The sequence below is a fragment of the Accumulibacter sp. genome, assembly GCF_032229525.1.
Lineage (GTDB): Bacteria > Pseudomonadota > Gammaproteobacteria > Burkholderiales > Rhodocyclaceae > Accumulibacter.
In genome coordinates, this window is sequence record NZ_JAVTWB010000119.1 from 1 (window position 1) to 16,063 (window position 16,063).

The 16,063-nt window shown below is 62.6% G+C and carries 17 protein-coding genes; 11 read left to right on the top strand and 6 right to left on the bottom strand.

Annotated features, from left to right (window positions below):
• Positions 1-26: 26 nt before the first annotated feature.
• A complete protein-coding gene (locus tag RUW20_RS07920; RefSeq protein ID WP_313951661.1) occupies positions 27-362 on the bottom strand; it encodes a hypothetical protein in 336 nt (111 codons plus the stop codon).
• A 51-nt stretch (positions 363-413) separates the two neighbouring features.
• Here RUW20_RS07920 and RUW20_RS07925 point away from each other — a divergent pair, with 51 nt between their 5' ends.
• The 11 genes from RUW20_RS07925 to RUW20_RS07975 all read left to right on the top strand — a co-directional run bounded on the left by RUW20_RS07925 (position 414) and on the right by RUW20_RS07975 (position 9,708).
• Entirely contained in the window at positions 414-1,175 is a 762-nt protein-coding gene (locus tag RUW20_RS07925; protein WP_313951662.1) for a PEP-CTERM sorting domain-containing protein, read from the top strand.
• Between the two features lie 368 nt (positions 1,176-1,543).
• Entirely contained in the window at positions 1,544-2,047 is a 504-nt protein-coding gene (gene tpx, locus RUW20_RS07930) for a thiol peroxidase (protein WP_313951663.1), read from the top strand.
• A gap of 102 nt (positions 2,048-2,149) precedes the next feature.
• Positions 2,150-3,004 (top strand): IclR family transcriptional regulator, encoded by an 855-nt coding sequence (locus tag RUW20_RS07935; RefSeq protein WP_313951664.1) that lies wholly within the window; start codon positions 2,150-2,152, stop codon positions 3,002-3,004.
• A 79-nt stretch (positions 3,005-3,083) separates the two neighbouring features.
• Positions 3,084-3,281 carry a YkgJ family cysteine cluster protein gene (locus RUW20_RS07940; protein ID WP_313951703.1) on the top strand — a complete coding sequence of 66 codons (198 nt, stop codon included), beginning with the start codon at positions 3,084-3,086 and terminating at the stop codon, positions 3,279-3,281.
• Positions 3,282-3,315: 34 nt separating this feature from the next.
• Positions 3,316-4,140: an undecaprenyl-diphosphate phosphatase gene (locus RUW20_RS07945; RefSeq protein WP_313951665.1), complete on the top strand. Its 825-nt coding sequence runs from the start codon at positions 3,316-3,318 to the stop codon at positions 4,138-4,140.
• A 1-nt stretch (position 4,141) separates the two neighbouring features.
• Positions 4,142-4,714, top strand: coding sequence for a YqiA/YcfP family alpha/beta fold hydrolase (locus RUW20_RS07950; RefSeq protein WP_313951666.1), 573 nt, complete (start codon positions 4,142-4,144; stop codon positions 4,712-4,714).
• Between the two features lie 8 nt (positions 4,715-4,722).
• On the top strand, positions 4,723-6,639 hold the full coding sequence (locus tag RUW20_RS07955; RefSeq protein WP_313951667.1) for an RNB domain-containing ribonuclease: 1,917 nt from the start codon (positions 4,723-4,725) through the stop codon (positions 6,637-6,639).
• Position 6,640: 1 nt separating this feature from the next.
• Positions 6,641-7,525 carry a TonB family protein gene (locus RUW20_RS07960; RefSeq protein WP_313951668.1) on the top strand — a complete coding sequence of 295 codons (885 nt, stop codon included), beginning with the start codon at positions 6,641-6,643 and terminating at the stop codon, positions 7,523-7,525.
• Positions 7,522-8,361: a shikimate dehydrogenase gene (gene aroE, locus RUW20_RS07965; protein WP_313951669.1), complete on the top strand. Its 840-nt coding sequence runs from the start codon at positions 7,522-7,524 to the stop codon at positions 8,359-8,361. The genes RUW20_RS07960 and aroE overlap by 4 nt, the downstream gene beginning before the upstream one ends.
• Entirely contained in the window at positions 8,358-9,053 is a 696-nt protein-coding gene (gene mtgA, locus RUW20_RS07970; protein ID WP_313951670.1) for a monofunctional biosynthetic peptidoglycan transglycosylase, read from the top strand. The genes aroE and mtgA overlap by 4 nt, the downstream gene beginning before the upstream one ends.
• Positions 9,054-9,183: 130 nt before the next feature.
• A complete protein-coding gene (locus RUW20_RS07975) occupies positions 9,184-9,708 on the top strand; it encodes a LapA family protein (RefSeq protein ID WP_313951671.1) in 525 nt (174 codons plus the stop codon).
• Between the two features lie 111 nt (positions 9,709-9,819).
• On the opposite strand, the gene RUW20_RS07980 is transcribed toward RUW20_RS07975, so the two are convergent.
• The 5 genes from RUW20_RS07980 to nirJ all read right to left on the bottom strand — a co-directional run bounded on the left by RUW20_RS07980 (position 9,820) and on the right by nirJ (position 15,819).
• Complete coding sequence (locus RUW20_RS07980) at positions 9,820-11,208, bottom strand: DEAD/DEAH box helicase (protein ID WP_313951672.1); 1,389 nt, start codon at positions 11,206-11,208, stop codon at positions 9,820-9,822.
• Positions 11,209-11,475: 267 nt separating this feature from the next.
• Complete coding sequence (locus tag RUW20_RS07985) at positions 11,476-12,039, bottom strand: chorismate--pyruvate lyase family protein (protein ID WP_313951673.1); 564 nt, start codon at positions 12,037-12,039, stop codon at positions 11,476-11,478.
• Positions 12,040-12,101: 62 nt separating this feature from the next.
• On the bottom strand, positions 12,102-12,968 hold the full coding sequence (locus RUW20_RS07990) for a DUF192 domain-containing protein (RefSeq protein WP_313951674.1): 867 nt from the start codon (positions 12,966-12,968) through the stop codon (positions 12,102-12,104).
• A gap of 59 nt (positions 12,969-13,027) precedes the next feature.
• Entirely contained in the window at positions 13,028-14,626 is a 1,599-nt protein-coding gene (locus RUW20_RS07995; RefSeq protein WP_313951675.1) for a cytochrome D1 domain-containing protein, read from the bottom strand.
• Positions 14,623-15,819, bottom strand: a complete 1,197-nt coding sequence (gene nirJ / locus RUW20_RS08000) for a heme d1 biosynthesis radical SAM protein NirJ (RefSeq protein ID WP_313951676.1) — start codon at positions 15,817-15,819, stop codon at positions 14,623-14,625. The genes RUW20_RS07995 and nirJ overlap by 4 nt, the downstream gene beginning before the upstream one ends.
• Positions 15,820-16,063 lie beyond the last annotated feature (244 nt).

Consider the following 16,063-nt stretch of genomic DNA (forward strand, 5'->3'; position numbering starts at 1 on the left):
TGGTGCGCTGTGCGTACGTCCAAACCTCACACCGTCCCTCCGCGCTCCCGTTCAATCTTACGCACCGCACGATTGACGGTCATGTAATGCACCGCGAATTGGCGGCCGATCTCGGCCATCGTGTAAGCACACAGATAGGCCTGAGCCATCGCCTGATCGCGCTCCGGGTAGCGCTCTTGATACGCGTCCAGCGTCGACTTTTGCCTGTCGAAAATTCTTACACGCGCTGCTTGGCGCAGCGCGTGCGCAGCGCCGCTTGGACAACGTAACAATTTGAATAAATTGCTATTGGTAGATTGTATCGGTGACTTGGCAGGATAATTGCTTTTGCCTGCTGGGTTCATTTTTGCTGATTTCTTCAAAGGAGGATTGCTGTGTTACGGAATGCTGAATCTGCCGGGAACGGACATTGGTTGGCCAAGATCGCCTTGCTTTCGCTGCCACTTTTCAGCGTCAATGCCTTGGCAACGACTTACGACTTGCGATCGTATTTCGAATCCCTGCCCAGCACTTACCCGGCGCAGTCGGCGACTGACCAGTGGACGTTCTATGCGGGGAACGGCGTTGGCGGCTCGCTGCTTCCACCCTATGGGGCCGACTACTATAACTACCCCGCAGTCCTATACCAACAGATCGGGTCGCTGGTCGACGTCGGGACAAACGGGTGCAGCCCCGGGTACTGTCCCGCCAACACACTGGCGACGTTTAATGGCGTTTTCGTCCATCCGGGCAGCGCGAGTCCCACGAGCGTCGTCTTCCGCGCGCAGACCGCGCAGACGGTGACGGAGTTGAAGTTGTGGAGCGAAATGGTGGGGAACGGCCACTACGGCAACGGATTCGATGTCACGGTTCGCTCTTACACCGGCGGCGGGTATCACGCGATTGGGTCATTTACGTTCGACTACCCGTCAACGCTTGCGACCTACCAGCAAACGATTTTCAGTTCGCCCATCACGCTTGGCATCGGGGAATTCATCGAGATCAGCTACGGCAACAACGGCAACTATCTTTACGACCACGGCAACATTAATGCCTTCGTCACGACCGGCCCGGCCGGCCCGACCGGCCTGGCCGGCGCAGCTGTTCCCGAACCGGGGACCTACACGATGATTCTCGCCGGCTTGGGGCTATTGGGTTTCTCCGCCCGTCGCCAAAAGGCGAAGTTGCAGCAATAACGACTCCAATGCATCGCCAACAGGGGTCGGCGCGTCCGGCCCTTTTTCATTGGTAGAGCGCGGGGCCGCCACGCAATTTCGGGGGTCAAATTTCCGCAGTCACACCTAACATTTGTCTCTACGCCCCCTTCAAACTTCCCGCTCTCCCGTTTCTCGCAGGCAAAGGAAGCATCCGTCTGCCCTGCCCCGCCAAACCAATCGCCAGACACCGCAGGCGCCTCGCTGGCGGGCCGGCCACCCTTCCAGCAGTTTGCCGCGGATCGGTCGCCCGAGAACTTCCACTGTGGAATAATGCAAAACGACGGCTGGCCAGAATGATCAGCAGCCTCGCGAAGTTTCCCGCATTTCACTTCCGACAAGGAACCAACATGACAAGCACAGTGACGCTCGGTGGCAAGCCGTTTCAGGTCAACGGCGATTTTCTCCAAAAAGGCCAGACGGCGCCTGCTTTCACGCTGGTCGGCAAGGATCTGGCCGACGTTGCGCTGAGCAGCTTCGCCGGTCAGCGCAAGGTACTGAACATCTTTCCCAGCATCGACACGCCGACCTGCGCGACCTCGGTGCGCACTTTCAACGAGAAGGCGAGCGCACTGGCCAATACCGTGGTGCTCTGTATCTCGGCCGACCTGCCCTTCGCGCTCAGCCGCTTCTGTGGTGCCGAGGGTCTGGAGTCGGTGGTGACCCTGTCCACCATGCGTGGTCGTGACTTTCTCGAAGCCTACGGTGTCGCGCTGAGCAACGGTCCGCTGGCCGGCCTCGCAGCGCGTGCTGTCGTCGTGCTCGACGGCAACGACCAGGTGCTGCATAGCCAGCTGGTTGCCGAGATCAAGGACGAACCAGATTACGAGGCAGCTCTGCAGGCACTCGCCTGAATCTGGCGCCAGGCGAGGTCGGAAACGAATCGCCGCTTGGTCCCTGCGGAGCTCCCGGTTCGCGGCCATCAGCGCATCAACCCATCGACGTGAAGCAGGCCAATGTCCGAAGCCAGTAGCTCTGAAACGAAACCACAGCGACAAGGCATCCAGTCGATCGAAGTCGGCACGCGATTGCTGCGCGCCCTGGCGGCCAGCCCGCGGTCGATGATGTTGCGTGACGTAGCCTTGGCCGCCGGCATGCCGGCGGCCAAGGCTCGTCGTTATCTGGTGAGCTTCATGCGCATGGGGCTGGTCGAACAGGATGCGAATACCGGGCGCTACGGTCTGGGCGAGTTTTCTCTGGAACTCGGGCTGGCCAGTCTGGCGCGGCTCGATCCCGTGCGCTTCGCCGGGCCGGTGCTCGATGACCTCTGCGAGCAGATCGGCGCAACCGTTGCCCTCGCCATGTGGGGCAACCATGGCGCGACCTGCGTGCGTTGGGTAGAGGCTGGTGGTGCGGTGACGGTCACCCTGCGCACCGGTGTCGTCCTGCCGTTGACGACATCGGCTAGCGGCCTGGCGTTTGCTGCTTTCTACCGCTCGCCGTACCTGAAGAGAATGCTGGATGCCGAAGTGCAAGCGGTAGCCGCGGCGGGAGGCAAGTCGCCGACGGAGGTGATGTCGGCGCTCACTGTGCAGCTCGACGACATCCGCCGGCACGGGATCGCGCGTGCTTCGGGCAGTATGACGCCCGGGATCAACGGTTGCAGCGCGCCGGTTTTCGGTCACACCGGTCGGATGGTTGCTGCGGTCACCTCGCTGGGTATCATCGGCAGTTTCGACATCGACTGGGACAGCCCGATTGCGGTGGGTACCAAGGAAGCCGCGGCGACGCTTTCCCGGCGTCTCGGCTATGGCAGCCGAGAAGACGAAGCTGGCGAGGATCCTCAGCCAATAGCCAGCGGCCAGCAATAGCGTGTCATCCACGTTGCCGCTGCGCAAGTGCCGTTCCGGCTGTGGTGCCTGCTGCGTGGCGCCATCGATCACCACGCCGATGCCCGGCCACCCCAGTGGCAAAGCGGCCGGTGAGCCGTGTGCCAATCTGACCGTCGACCTGCGCTGTGCCCTGTGGGGTCGCGCCGGGCGGCCGGCGTTCTGCGCCGGGCTACAGCCCTCCGAGGAGATGTGCGGCGAGAATCGGGAACAGGCGATTGCCTGGTTGTCGGCGCTGGACAGAGCAACGCGACCCTGAGTGCTAGAATGCGGCTTTTTCTCGAAAGCCTCGCGTGGACCTGTTGCTTCTGCTGAAAGCCCTGATTCTCGGTATCGTCGAAGGTGTCACCGAGTTTTTGCCGGTATCTTCCACCGGCCACCTGATTCTCGCGGGCGATCTGCTCGATTTCAATGACGAGCGTGGCAAGCTGTTCGAGATCGTCATCCAGTCCGGCGCCATTCTGGCGGTGTGCTGGGAGTTTCGGGCCAAGATCATGCAGGTATTGCTCGGTTTACCGAGTGACCGCGGGGCGCAGCGTTTCGCGCTCAACGTGCTGGTCGCCTTCCTGCCGCTGGCGGTCATCGGCCTGCTCTTCGGCAAGGCGATCAAGGCCTCCCTGTTCAACCCGCCGGTCGTGGCCACCGCTTTCATCGTCGGGGGTTTTATCATTCTCTGGGCCGAGCGCCGCGAGCATCGCATCCGCGTCGAGTCGGTCGACGACCTGTCGGTGACCGATGCCTTCAAGCTCGGCTGCGCTCAGGCACTGGCGCTGATCCCGGGAACCTCACGCTCGGGAGCGACGATCATCGGTGGCCTGCTCTTCGGCCTGTCGCGCCGCGCCGCCACCGAGTTTTCATTCTTCCTGGCCATCCCGACCCTGATCGGGGCGACCATCTACCAGCTCTACAAGGAGCGCGCGCTGCTTTCCCTGGATGACCTCGGGATGTGGGTGGTCGGTTTTGTCGCCGCCTTCATCTCAGCCTTCTGGGCCGTGCGTGGTCTGCTACGCTACATCAGCAGTCACGACTTCTCGATTTTTGCCTGGTACCGCATCGCTTTCGGCATCGGCATCCTGGCTACCTGGCATTTTGGATTGGTTTCCTGGACGAGTGGCTGAGGTGCCCGCTCCGCGTATCGTCTATCTGCACGGCTTCTGCTCGTCACCGGCATCGTGGAAGGCTCGGCTGCTCGGCGAACGCCTGGCCGCTGCCGGGCGCGGCGACCGTTTCGTCTGCCCGGAGCTATCGCCTTTTCCGTTTGACGCGATGGCCAGCGCCGAGGCCCTGCTGGCGGATGCGGACGGTCAGACGACGCTGGTCGGCAGTTCTCTTGGCGGCTATTACGCGACCTGGCTGGCTGAAAAACACGCTTTGCGGGCGGTGTTGATCAATCCGGCGGTAATGGCGCCGGCATTGCTCGAGGGGCTGCTCGGCAGCCACACCAACTTCCATAGCGGCGAGCGCTTCGCGTTCGGCAGTGAGCATGTCGAGCAGCTGCGCGCGCTTGTCGCCCCGCGCGTCACACCCGCGCGTTACCTGTTGCTGGTCGAGGCCGGCGACGAGGTGCTCGACTACCGCCAAGCTGTCGCGCGCTACGCCGGTAGCCGGCAGATAGTCCTCGAAGGCGGCGACCACAGTTTCACCCGTTTCGCCGACTTCGTGCCGCAAATCATTGAATTCTGTGGGTTATAATCGTAACGATGCACGTTCTATTTGAAGAAGACGGCGCCTTCCGGACGGCCACCATCCTTGCCGACAACGATACTTCCCTGCAGGTCGAGACGGCCTCCGGCAAGCGTAGCAAGATCAAGTCGGCGCATGTCCTGTTACGCTTTCAGGAACCGGCGCCGGCGGTCTTGCTCGATCAGGCCGAGGTCCTGGCCAGCGAAATCGAGCAGGATTTTCTCTGGGAGTGTCTCGGTGACGACGAGTTTATTTTTGCTGATTTTGCCAACGAGTACTTCGGTCACGTGGCCACGTCGGTCGAAGCGTCTGCGCTGTTGCTGGCCCTGCATTCGGCGCCGATCTATTTTCATCGCAAGGGCAAGGGTCGTTTTCGCAAGGCGCCGGCCGACATTCTCCAGGCTGCTCTTGCCGGGCTCGAAAAGAAGCGCCAGCTGGCGCTGACCATCGAGCGCATGGTCAGCGAACTGAAAGCCTTCTCGCTGCCGCCCGAGTTTTCGCCGATCATCAGCCAGCTGCTTTACAAGCCGGACCGCAACCGCAGCGAGACCAAGGCACTGGAGGCGGCGTGCAGCGAAACCGGCCTGTCGGCGCCACACCTGCTGCAGAAATGCGGTGCCATCCGCTCGGCGCATGACTATCACCTGCAGCGCTTCCTGCTTGACTACTTCCCGAACGGCACCGCTTTTTCGGCCAACGAGCTGCCGCGGGCGGCGGTCGGTTTGCGGCGGGCCGATGTGCGTGCCTTCTCGATCGACGATGCAGCGACCACCGAGATCGACGATGCCTTTTCGCTGCAGGTGCTGCCTGGCCTGGGCTGGCAGGTTGGTATCCACATCGCGGCGCCATCGCTGGGCATTGCGCCTGGATCAGCGCTCGACGCCGTTGCCCGCCAGCGGCTGTCGACGGTCTATCTGCCCGGCAGCAAGATCACCATGTTGCCGGATGCAGTGGTTGACTGCTTCACGCTTTGCGGCGGCCGCGACTGCGCGGCCATTTCGCTGTACCTGACGGTAACGCCCGAGTTCGAGATCACGGCTTGTGAGTCGCGCGTCGAGATCGTGCCGGTGGTTGCCAACCTGCGTCACCACGACCTCGAACCGCTGTTCAACGAGCGCACGATTGCCGATGGTCTGCCCGAGTTCGCCTTTCGCGACGAGCTGATGACGCTCTGGCAGCTGGCCAATGCCTGTGAAGGTCGGCGCGGCAAGCCCTCGGCGATGCAGGGCAATCACGACTACAACTTCCACATCGACGGTGACATCGGCGATGCCGACGCCTGCCGGGTCGACATTTGCGCGCGCCGCCGCGGCAGCCCGCTCGACAAGCTGGTCGCCGAGTTGATGATCGTCGCCAACAGTACCTGGGGCGGGCTGCTGGCGAGCAAAGGCGTGACGGCGATCTACCGCATCCAGTCCGGCGGCAAGGTCAGGATGAGCACCTCGCCGCAGGCGCATGAGGGCCTTGGCGTGAAAGAGTACGCGTGGTCAACCTCGCCGCTACGCCGCTACGTAGACCTGATCAACCAGTGGCAGCTGGTCGCCTTTCTGCGGGGTGACACGCCGCCTTTTGCCGCCCGTTCGGATGCGTTGTTCGCAGCGCTGCGAGATTTCGAGCTGACTTATGGCGCCTACGCCGAATTTCAACGCAGCATGGAACGCTATTGGTGTCTGCGCTGGCTGCGCCAGCAGGGCGCGGAGACGATCACGGCGACGATCATCGGCCGCGACAATCTGGCCCGGTTGGACGGTCTTCCACTGGTGCAGCGGGTGCCGTCGGCGCCGGAGCTCAAGCCGGGGCAGAAGATCCGGGTGCGCATCGAGGCTGTCGACTATCTGACGCTCGAACTCGGCTGCCGCTATGTCGAGACGCTTGGCCCTGACGGTGGCGCGGTCGAGAGTGCCGACGCCGGCCTGGTCGAGGCGATCGATTGAGGTGAGCGCTGGCTTGTGCGAACGCTACGCATCTCTGCCAAGCGCACGCGGCCTGTGGCTGGCTTTGGCCGCCTCGCTACTGCTGCACGGCGTGCTGCTGTCGGTGCATTTCAGTTTCCCCGACCCTTCGCGGGCCTTTGAGGACCAGACACTCGATATCATCCTGGTCAATAGCCGCTCGGCGAGAAAGCCTTCAGATGCGCAGGTCCTGGCGCAAGCCACGCTCGACGGTGGCGGCAACACCGAGCAGGAACACCGCGTGACGACACCTCTGCCGCCCGCACCCAGGCATCAGGACGGCCAGGACCTCGAGCAATCGCAAAGGCGCATCCAGGAACTCGAGGCGCGGCAGCAGCAACTGGCGGCACAGAGCCGCAGCCGGACTGTGGTCGCCCCGACGCCACTCAAGGAAGCACAAGCCGAGCCAGCGCCAAGCATCAGCGGCCGTGATCTGGCCCACAGCGCGCGGGCGATGGCGCGCCTGGAAGGCGCGATCGACAAGGAACTCAACGAATACAACAAACGCCCACGCAAGAAATTCATCGGCACGCGCGCTGAGGAGTATCGCTTCGCGCAATACGTCGAGGAGTGGCGGGCGAAGATCGAGCGCGTCGGCACGCTCAATTACCCCGAGGCGGCGAAAGGGAAACTCTACGGGACACTGGTCCTGACGGTGACCATCAAGAGTGATGGCACGGTCACCTCGGTCGACATCCACCGCTCATCCGGGCACAAGATTCTCGATGATGCCGCTCGCCGGATCGTCTCCATGGCCGCGCCTTTCGCCGACTTTCCGCCCGCCATCCGGCACGATACCGACTTCCTGGTGATCACCCGCAGCTGGCGATTCACCCGTCGTGACAGCCTGGAGACCAAGGCACGATGACTGACCGTTACTGCGTCTTCGGTAACCCTGTCAGCCACAGCAAGTCGCCGGCGATCCACGCGGCTTTCGCCGCCCAGTGTCGCCAGGACATCAGCTACCAGGCGATTCTGGCCGCGCGGGATGGATTTGCGGCGAGCGTGCACAGTTTCGTCGCTGCCGGCGGTCGTGGTGCCAACGTCACGATCCCGTTCAAGGAAGAGGCGTACCGGCTGGCAACCCGGCTGACGGCCCGGGCGCAACTTGCCGGTGCCGTCAATACGCTGCTTTTCGACGGCGCCGACATCCTCGGCGACAACACCGACGGCGCTGGTTTGCTGCGTGATCTCTCGCTCAACCTGGCATGTCCGATCGCCGGCAAGCGGGTGCTCCTGCTCGGCGCCGGCGGTGCTGCTCGTGGTGCCGTCGCACCCTTGCTCGACGCCGCCCCGGCGGCCTTGGTGATCGCCAACCGAAGCGTCGCGCGCGCGCGCGATCTGGCGCAGGGCTTCGGCAGAAGCGGCTCGCCAAGCGCTTGTGGTTACCGGGCGCTTGCTGGCCAATCGTTCGATCTGGTGATCAACGCGACCTCTGCCAGTCTGGCCGGTGAGCTGCCACCCTTGCCGGCCGCGCTCTTCGCTTCCGGTAGCTTGGCCTACGACATGATGTACGCCGATGGCGGTACCCCGTTTCTCGCTTTTGCCGGCGAGCAAGGTGCCGCCCGCCTGGCAGATGGTCTGGGCATGCTGGTCGAGCAGGCTGCCGAAGCCTTCCTGCTCTGGCGAGGGGTCCGCCCCGATGGTGCGCCGGTGATGGCCATGTTGCGCCCTATTGACCCGGGTATAGCGGCTCGACGATGAGCCGCCTCGGCGTCTGGCTGAAGCGCTTGTTGGTCGCTTTCATCGGCTTGCTGCTGCTCTATCAGTTGTGGCTGTTCGGCTGGGTTCTGTGGTGGAATTGGGTCAACCCGGACAACACGCGTTTCATGAGCATTCGCCTCGCCGAGTTGCGGGTCAAGGATCCGCAAGCGCAACTGCAGCAGCAGTGGCTTCCCTATGGTCGGATCTCGGCAAATCTCAAGCGCGCAATCGTTGCCGCCGAGGATGGCAAGTTCCTCGACCACGAGGGCTTCGATTGGGAAGGGATCCAGAACGCCATCGAAAAGAACCAGAGGCGGGGGCGCATCGTCGCCGGGGGCTCGACGATTTCGCAGCAGCTCGCCAAGAATCTCTTCCTGACCCCGTCGAAGACGCCTCTGCGCAAAGTTGAAGAGGCACTGATCACGCTGATGCTGGAGACCATCTGGAGCAAGCAGCGGATCCTGGAGGTCTACCTCAACGTCATCGAGTGGGGCAACGGCGTCTTCGGTGCTGAAGCGGCAGCCCGCCACTATTACGGCATTTCGGCGAGTCAGCTCGCGCCAGAACAGGCCGCGCGGCTGGCCGGGATGGTGCCGAGCCCGCGCTTCTACGACCGCAATCGTAACGCGCCCGGGCTGGCGGGGAAGACGGCGACCATTCTCGCGCGCATGCCCTCGGCGGGCGTTCCCTGAGGTTTCGTCACCGTTCGGCGCTAGAAACGCACCGGTGTCGGCGAACTGCGAACCTTCCTGCGATACTATCAAGCTTCGATCCACGCCGCGTCAGTCCGTTTCCGGAAACAAATCAAGGAGTGATCACGCCATGAAGTTCCGCACCGCCTTCCTTTTGCTCGTTCTCTGCCTGACCGCTGGCTTTTCGGCACTCAACTGGGACACCTTCAACAACCCGACGACGCTTTCACTGGGCCTGGTTGACGTGCAGGCTCCGCTGGGGCTGATCATGCTCGGTCTGGTGGGCTTCCTTACCGCCTATTTCCTGGTTTTTGTGATCTACCTGCAGGGCTCCGCGCTACTCGATTCCCGTCGCAATGCCCAGCAGCTGCAGGCTAACCGGGAACTCGCAGACAAGGCCGAGGCCTCACGTTTTACCGAACTGCGCAGCTTTCTCTCCGTGGAGCTGAAAAAGCTGGCAGACAACAAAGCGGGTGCTGGATCGTCGGCGCAGGCCGACGCCGCGATCTTCGCCAGACTCGATCGCGTCGAGAAGGAGCTTCTGGCGGCCGTGGAGCAGTCGGGAAGTAGTGTTACCGCGTCTCTCGGCGAACTCGAGGACCGTCTCGCAAGAAGCGGGGGCAGTTCGCTGGCGCGCGAGCAGAGCCGCGGCTGAGCCCCCCTCGTCGCGTGCTCCTTGCTCGGCGTTGCGGTCGGTAGCAGCGCGGCGTGACGGCCAAGAAAAAGCCCGCACGAGGCGGGCTTTTTCAACTGGTTTAGTTGCCGATCAGCGATCGCCGTAGGTGCGGCGGCCAGTCTGGGCGGCGCCGTGGGCGCTCTTGGCCGCTTCGCGGTAAGGGGTGCGGGGCAGGCCATCGCGCCGAGGCGCTGACGATGGTTTGTTCGAGCGGTTGTCGCCACCCTTCCAGCCGGGTTTGCCCGTCGGCCGCGGTTTTGCCGGCGCTGCCCGGCGAGTGGGCTCGTGTCCGACCACAACGGCGACCGGAATCAGCTGTTTGGTGAAGCGCTCGATCTTCTTGACGTTGAAGTGCTCGGCGTGATGAACCAGCGAAATGGCCAGACCATTGCGACCGGCCCGGCCGGTACGACCAATGCGATGCACGTAGTCTTCGGCAAATTTCGGCAGGTCGTAGTTAAAGACGTGAGTGATTGTTGGCACGTCAATGCCGCGCGCGGCGACATCGGTGGCCACCAGAATCCGTACCTGACCGCGACGCATGGCGGTAAGCGTGCGATTGCGGGCGCCCTGATGCATGTCACCATGCAGCGCCGCGGCGTTCAGGCCGGCGACGTTCAGGCGATCGCTGACGGTATCGGCATCGCGCTTGGTGGCGGTAAATACCAGCGCCTGATCGATTGATGCGTCACGCAGCAGGTGATCGAGCAGACGGTTCTTGTGCGACAGGTCGTCGACGAAATGCATCCGTTGCTCGATGTTGTCGTGCCGGGTCGACGAAACGTCGACGCGAATCTGCAAGGCGCTACGGGTCATGCGCTGCGCCATCTCGCCGACCGTCCCGTCAAGGGTGGCCGAGAACAGCATAGTCTGGCGTGAGGCCGGCGTCGCCGAAACGATTTTCTCGATGTCTTCGATGAAACCCATGTCCAGCATGCGGTCGGCTTCGTCCAGGACGAGTACCTGCAGCTGCGAGAAATCGATCTTGCCCGAGTTCATGTGGTCGATCAGACGACCCGGGGTGGCGACCAGGATTTCCGGGTTGCGCCCGAGGAGTTCCATCTGTTTCGGGTAGGGCATGCCACCGAGGATGGCAATCGCCCGCACGTTGTGCAGTTGACGGCCATATTTGTCGGTAGCGGCGGTGACTTGCAGGGCAAGTTCGCGGGTCGGCGTCAGCACCAGCATTTTCGGCCGTGCCGCCTGGAAGCGCTGGCGATCGTGTCCGCGGACCGGTCGCCGCTCCTGGCCTGCCGGCACAGCCGGGTTGGCCGAGCGTTCCTGCGAAGCGAAGCGGTGCAGCGCCGGCAGCATGAAGGCTGCGGTCTTGCCGGAGCCGGTCTGCGATGAAACCATCAGGTCGCGGCCTTCGATGGCCGCCGGGATGGCCTGTTTCTGGACTGCGGTCGGTTCCGTGTAACCGGAGTCAGCGAGCGCTTTGAGGATGGCGGGGTGAAGGCCTATTTCAGCAAAAGTCATGGTTCTCTTTTTTGTATGGATGCGCCGCATACTGCCTTAACGGCATGGCGCATTGGCAAAGGAAAATGCAACGCCAACCAACGAAAAGCTGAGAAAGACTCTGATCGATTTACAGAAGTCAGCAGCAATCGGCACAAAAGCTTTGTGCCAGGGCGGTGCTGAGTGAATCGACACCAGAAGGCAGGGGGGCTTGAGAGTTACGGCCAGGTTCGCGATGCTCGTTGCACTTCGCGGTGAGTCCGCCAAGTGCAGCCGCGCATTATAGCATCAGTTCGGCTCTCGTCGGTTTTTTTTTCGGCACTCTTCGTGATCGGACGCATCCAGTTGTAGTACCTGCGGTGAGAAGACTTCGGTCACCAGTACTGACTGAACGCCGAAAGAGAAATGCGAGCGACGTGCCCACAGCGTATCCGGAGCACGGTCACCCAGTTGCAGGGCGGCGAGCGCCGGGAGAAAGAGCCCGTGGCGGCAGTCCAGTCGAGTGAAGTTCATCGGGCCACGCGTGAAGCCGGCGTGCGAGAACAGCAGCGCGCCCAGCGAGCGGCTGCCGAGGCGCGCCAGCCAGACGGTCAACGGGCCACCCGGCTGGCAGGGCAGCACGGTGTGGGCGAAGACGACGATGCGACCGTCACAGAGCAGTGCCACTTCCCGTATCCAGGCCCGTACCCCGGGTGACAGCCCGAGTGCCAGCGCCTCGTCGGCAGTCGGTATGCCGAGGCCCTGGCGCAACACCCGCACAGCGAAGTGTCCTCTGGCCTGGATGCGTGCCGTCAGCGAACCACGGTCACGAAGCCAGGCGATGAAGGCTATGTTCCCTGTCGCGCGCAGCAATCTGCTGCGCCATCTTTGGTCGTGTCGGCCGCTCATTCGCGCAACAGGTGTGTGGCCAAGGCTTAGTGGGGGCGGGGCGACTTGTTGATGCCGCCAATTCGCATGCCCGGTTTGATGCCTTTGTCGGAGAACCAGCCCCGATTCATTTCCAGTGCGTAGCTCGCGGCTTGTTCGGCGCAGTGATTGTCCTCTGTCTCGGGTTGCATGTTCGCGATGTTCAGAATGCGTCCTTCGGCATCGAGAAACGCCACCGACAGCGGCAGCAAGGTGTTCCGCATCCACATGCAATGCTGCGCCGCCTGTGCATAGACGAACAGCATCCCGTGGTTGGCCGCCATGCTGCGGCGATTCATCAAACCCTGTACCCGGCTACTCTGATCGGCTGCCACTTCCGCTTCGATGCGGTAGAAACCGGCGGTTAGGTCGAGTCGCGGGAGCTCTGCGGAAGCTGGCAAAGGAGCCAGCAAGGCGGACAGGCTGATCAAGAAGGCAAGGGATCTGCACATACAAACTCCGGCATGGAAGACGGTCGAAAGGAAGAAAAGGGAGCGCTGAAACCGGCCCGGCTTGCCGGCTGAGGGTGCGTGTCCGCCCGGTCCGCGTGCGGCGGCAGCGGCGGTCGGAATTGCTACTTTTTGCCGGAAGTTCCCCTGGTCTTGCGGGAAGCTTTTGCGGAAGGTGCCGCCGATTTGCCAGCGGCGCTCGATTTGCGCGCTTTGTCTGCTGGCGCCGCAGCCTTCTTTGCGGTCGGCTTCGGTCGGGAGCCCGCCTCGCCAAAGCTTACCGGCGCATCCAGGGTTTCGGCCGCTTTCGGCACGGCCAGGGCCGTTGCACAGCCGAGCGACAATCCTGCGCCGACCAGGCCGTGCAGCAAGTTGTTGAACATGCTTCTCATGGCGACCCTTTGACGTTTCGCTTCTCGCGATCATTGTCCATCGGCGGACAGCCGCGCCACCTGGCAGACTGCGTCAGCATGGAAGTAATGGAATCAATGACTGGTCCCTTCCGAGCGCGAGATCTTGTTCCACACATTGTATTTGCCGACCGGTTTGCTGGCCGGGATGCGCTTCACTTCCTTGAGCGTCTGGGCGTCGATCACCACCAGCGCGCCATCGAGTTCCCACAGGCTGGCCAGCGCGTAACGGCCGTCACGGGTGAACTCGACGTGCGCCAGCGTCTGCCCGGGTTCGGCCTTGATCTGTGCGACGACTTCGAGGGTCTGCTTGTCGATCACCTGCAAGGTGTTCTTGTGCTCCTTGCTCATCATCGAGTCGGTGAAGGCGTAGCGACTGTTCTCGTGGCTACGCAGGAAAAAGCCTGGTCCCAGGGTCTTGATTTCCTTGATATTCTCGTAGGTCTTCAGGTCGATGACGGTGACCACCCCGTCGTTCAGGTTCGGCGAGGCCATGACCGTGCGCTCGCGACCCGTCGGATCCGTCCACTGCCAGGTGATTCCCGAGCCAAGATGTGGCATTCCCGGCAGATCGAGGTCGGCGATCTTCTTGCGGCCGTCGAGAAAAATCACTTGTCCCTTGGTCGCCGAGCGCGACGAGCCGAGGATCTCATGGTAGGTCTGGGTAAAGAAGAAGTCGTCGAGATAGTCCTTGAGCAGGGTCCGCCGCGGGTAGAACATGCCGGGTGTGAAGTGGCCTTCCTGGTACTGGAAGTCGTGTACCAGGCCCTCGGCTACGGGTTCTGCGTCCGGGTCATAGCTGATCTCCCAGACTTCGGGCACGTCCTTGAGCGCGGCGACGAAGCTCTTGCGCGGGGCCGCGTCATAGACGGCCGACACCCGTGAAGTCTTGTCGCCGGCGGCGTTGAGTGTCGGGATGATCTTGACCAGCGAGAGATCCTTCGCGTCGAGCAGCACCAGGCTGTGCGGCAGGTAGTTGGCGACCATCACCCATTTGCCGTCGCCGGAGACCGCCGCATTGCGCGTGTTGAGGCCGGCGCGTATTTCGGCGACGACGACCAGGTTGTAGATGTCGAACTTGGTGATCCAGCCGTCGCGCGAAGCGAAATAGACGAAACGCCCGTCCGGCGAGAACTTCGGCCCGCCATGCAGCGCATAACGACTGGGAAAGCGGTACAGGCGCTCGAGCTTGTCGCCGTCGAGCACCGAGACATGATGGTCACCTGTTTCGACGACGATGAACAGATTGAGCGGGTCGGCGCCTTTCAGTCCTGGGCCGGGTTTGTCCGGCAGATTGGTGGCGTCGGCATTGACCACCTGCGAGCCGCGAATCTCAGCTGCATCCCAGACTGGTGCCGGGGTCACCTTGCTGTAGATCAGTTCTGCGAGTTGCGCCACCTCTTCAGTGCTCAGCTTGTCGCCGAAAGCCGGCATCTGCGTTGCCACCCTGCCCTCGCTGATGACTTTCAGCGCCTCTGGCTTGCGCAGCCGTTCGAGGTTTTCCGGCAGCAGTGCCGGGCCAATGCCACCAAACCGGGTTTCGCCGTGACACGCGGCACAGTGTGCCTGGTAAAGCGCGTCGACAGCCGTTGCCCCGGCCGCGTTGGCCAGCGATGACCCGCTACCGAGCGACACCACCAGGCCGCAGGCGGAAAACGCCAGGCGCCAGCTCATGATGCTTTGCGCAATCTGATGTAGGGGCTTACGGCAAGGCGTTCGCGGCCAGGTTCGACGCCAATCTCCTCGTCGTCGAGATAGCAGCCCGGGTCTTCGGCCCAGGCGTCGCCGGTCAGTTGCTGCGCACGCACACGCGTGTTGCCGTTGCAGATGTCGAAGTGCTGGCAATCGCCGCAACGTCCCGAGACGCTACGCGGGAATTGTTTCAGACCGGCCATCAGCGGGTCTGAAACATCCATCCAGATCTCCGAGAAGGGTCGTTCACGAATGTTGCCCAGGTTGTAGTGCCACCACATGGTGTCGGGATGGACGTTGCCCAGGTTGTCGATGTTGGCGACGTTGACGCCCGATGAATTGCCACCCCATTGCGCCAGTCGGGCGCGGATGTTGGCCGCCTTTTCAGGAAATTTCTTCTTCACCCAGTACAGGAAGTAGACCCCGTCGGCATCGTTGTTGCCGGTAGTGAACTCCTTGTGCAGGCCGCGTTGCTGGTAGTCCCAGCAGGTATCGAAGAGCAGGTCCATGGCCCAGCGCGTCAGCTTGTGTTGCGCGTCGTCCTTGCGGTTCTTGTTACCGCGGCCGGCGTAGTTGAGGTGCGAGAAGTAGAAGCGGTCGATGCCCTCGTCTTCAACCAGCTCAAGCAGGCGCGGCAGGTCGTGCGCGTTGTCCTGGGTCATCGTGAAGCGAACGCCGATCTTCAGACCGAGGTCGCGGCACAGCCGAATACCTTTCAGGGACGCATCGAAGGCGCCTTCCATGCGCCGGAACTTGTCATGCGTTTCGCCCATGCCGTCGAGCGAAACGCCGACATAGTCGAAATCGCACGCGGCGATGCGGTCAATGTTTGAGGCGTCGATCAGCGTACCGTTGGACGATAGTCCGACGTAGAAGCCCATCGCCTTGGCGCGGCGGGCAATGTCGAAGATGTCCGGTCGCAGCAGCGGCTCGCCGCCGGAAAGAATCAGCACCGGCACACGAAAACGCTTGAGGTCGTCCATCACGGCAAAGATTTCGTCGGTCGTCAACTCACCGGGGAAATCCTTGTCGGCCGAAATCGAATAGCAGTGTTTGCAGGTCAGGTTACAGCGGCGGATGAGATTCCAGATCACCACCGGCGCCGGCGGGTTCTGCTTTGGTCCGGGCTGTTTGGGTGCCGTGAGTTCCTGCATGTACTGGGAAATCCGAAACATCGTGCAATCCCCGAGAGAAAACTGCGTATTAGAGAACAGGCCCGGCGGGGTGGCCTTGACGTGGATCAAGCCTCACCTGATCGAGCGCCGGCCGACGCTTAGCTGGCAACCCCTGGCGCCCTCACCGTCGGGCCGCTGGCCAAATGGTGGACAGCGCTTCCGGTCTTGCGTTTCACCGCCGGGCAGGCGACATCGCGTGGATTCTACAGGCGATCGGTGTCTGCCGCAGCCCTGCGAATCACGC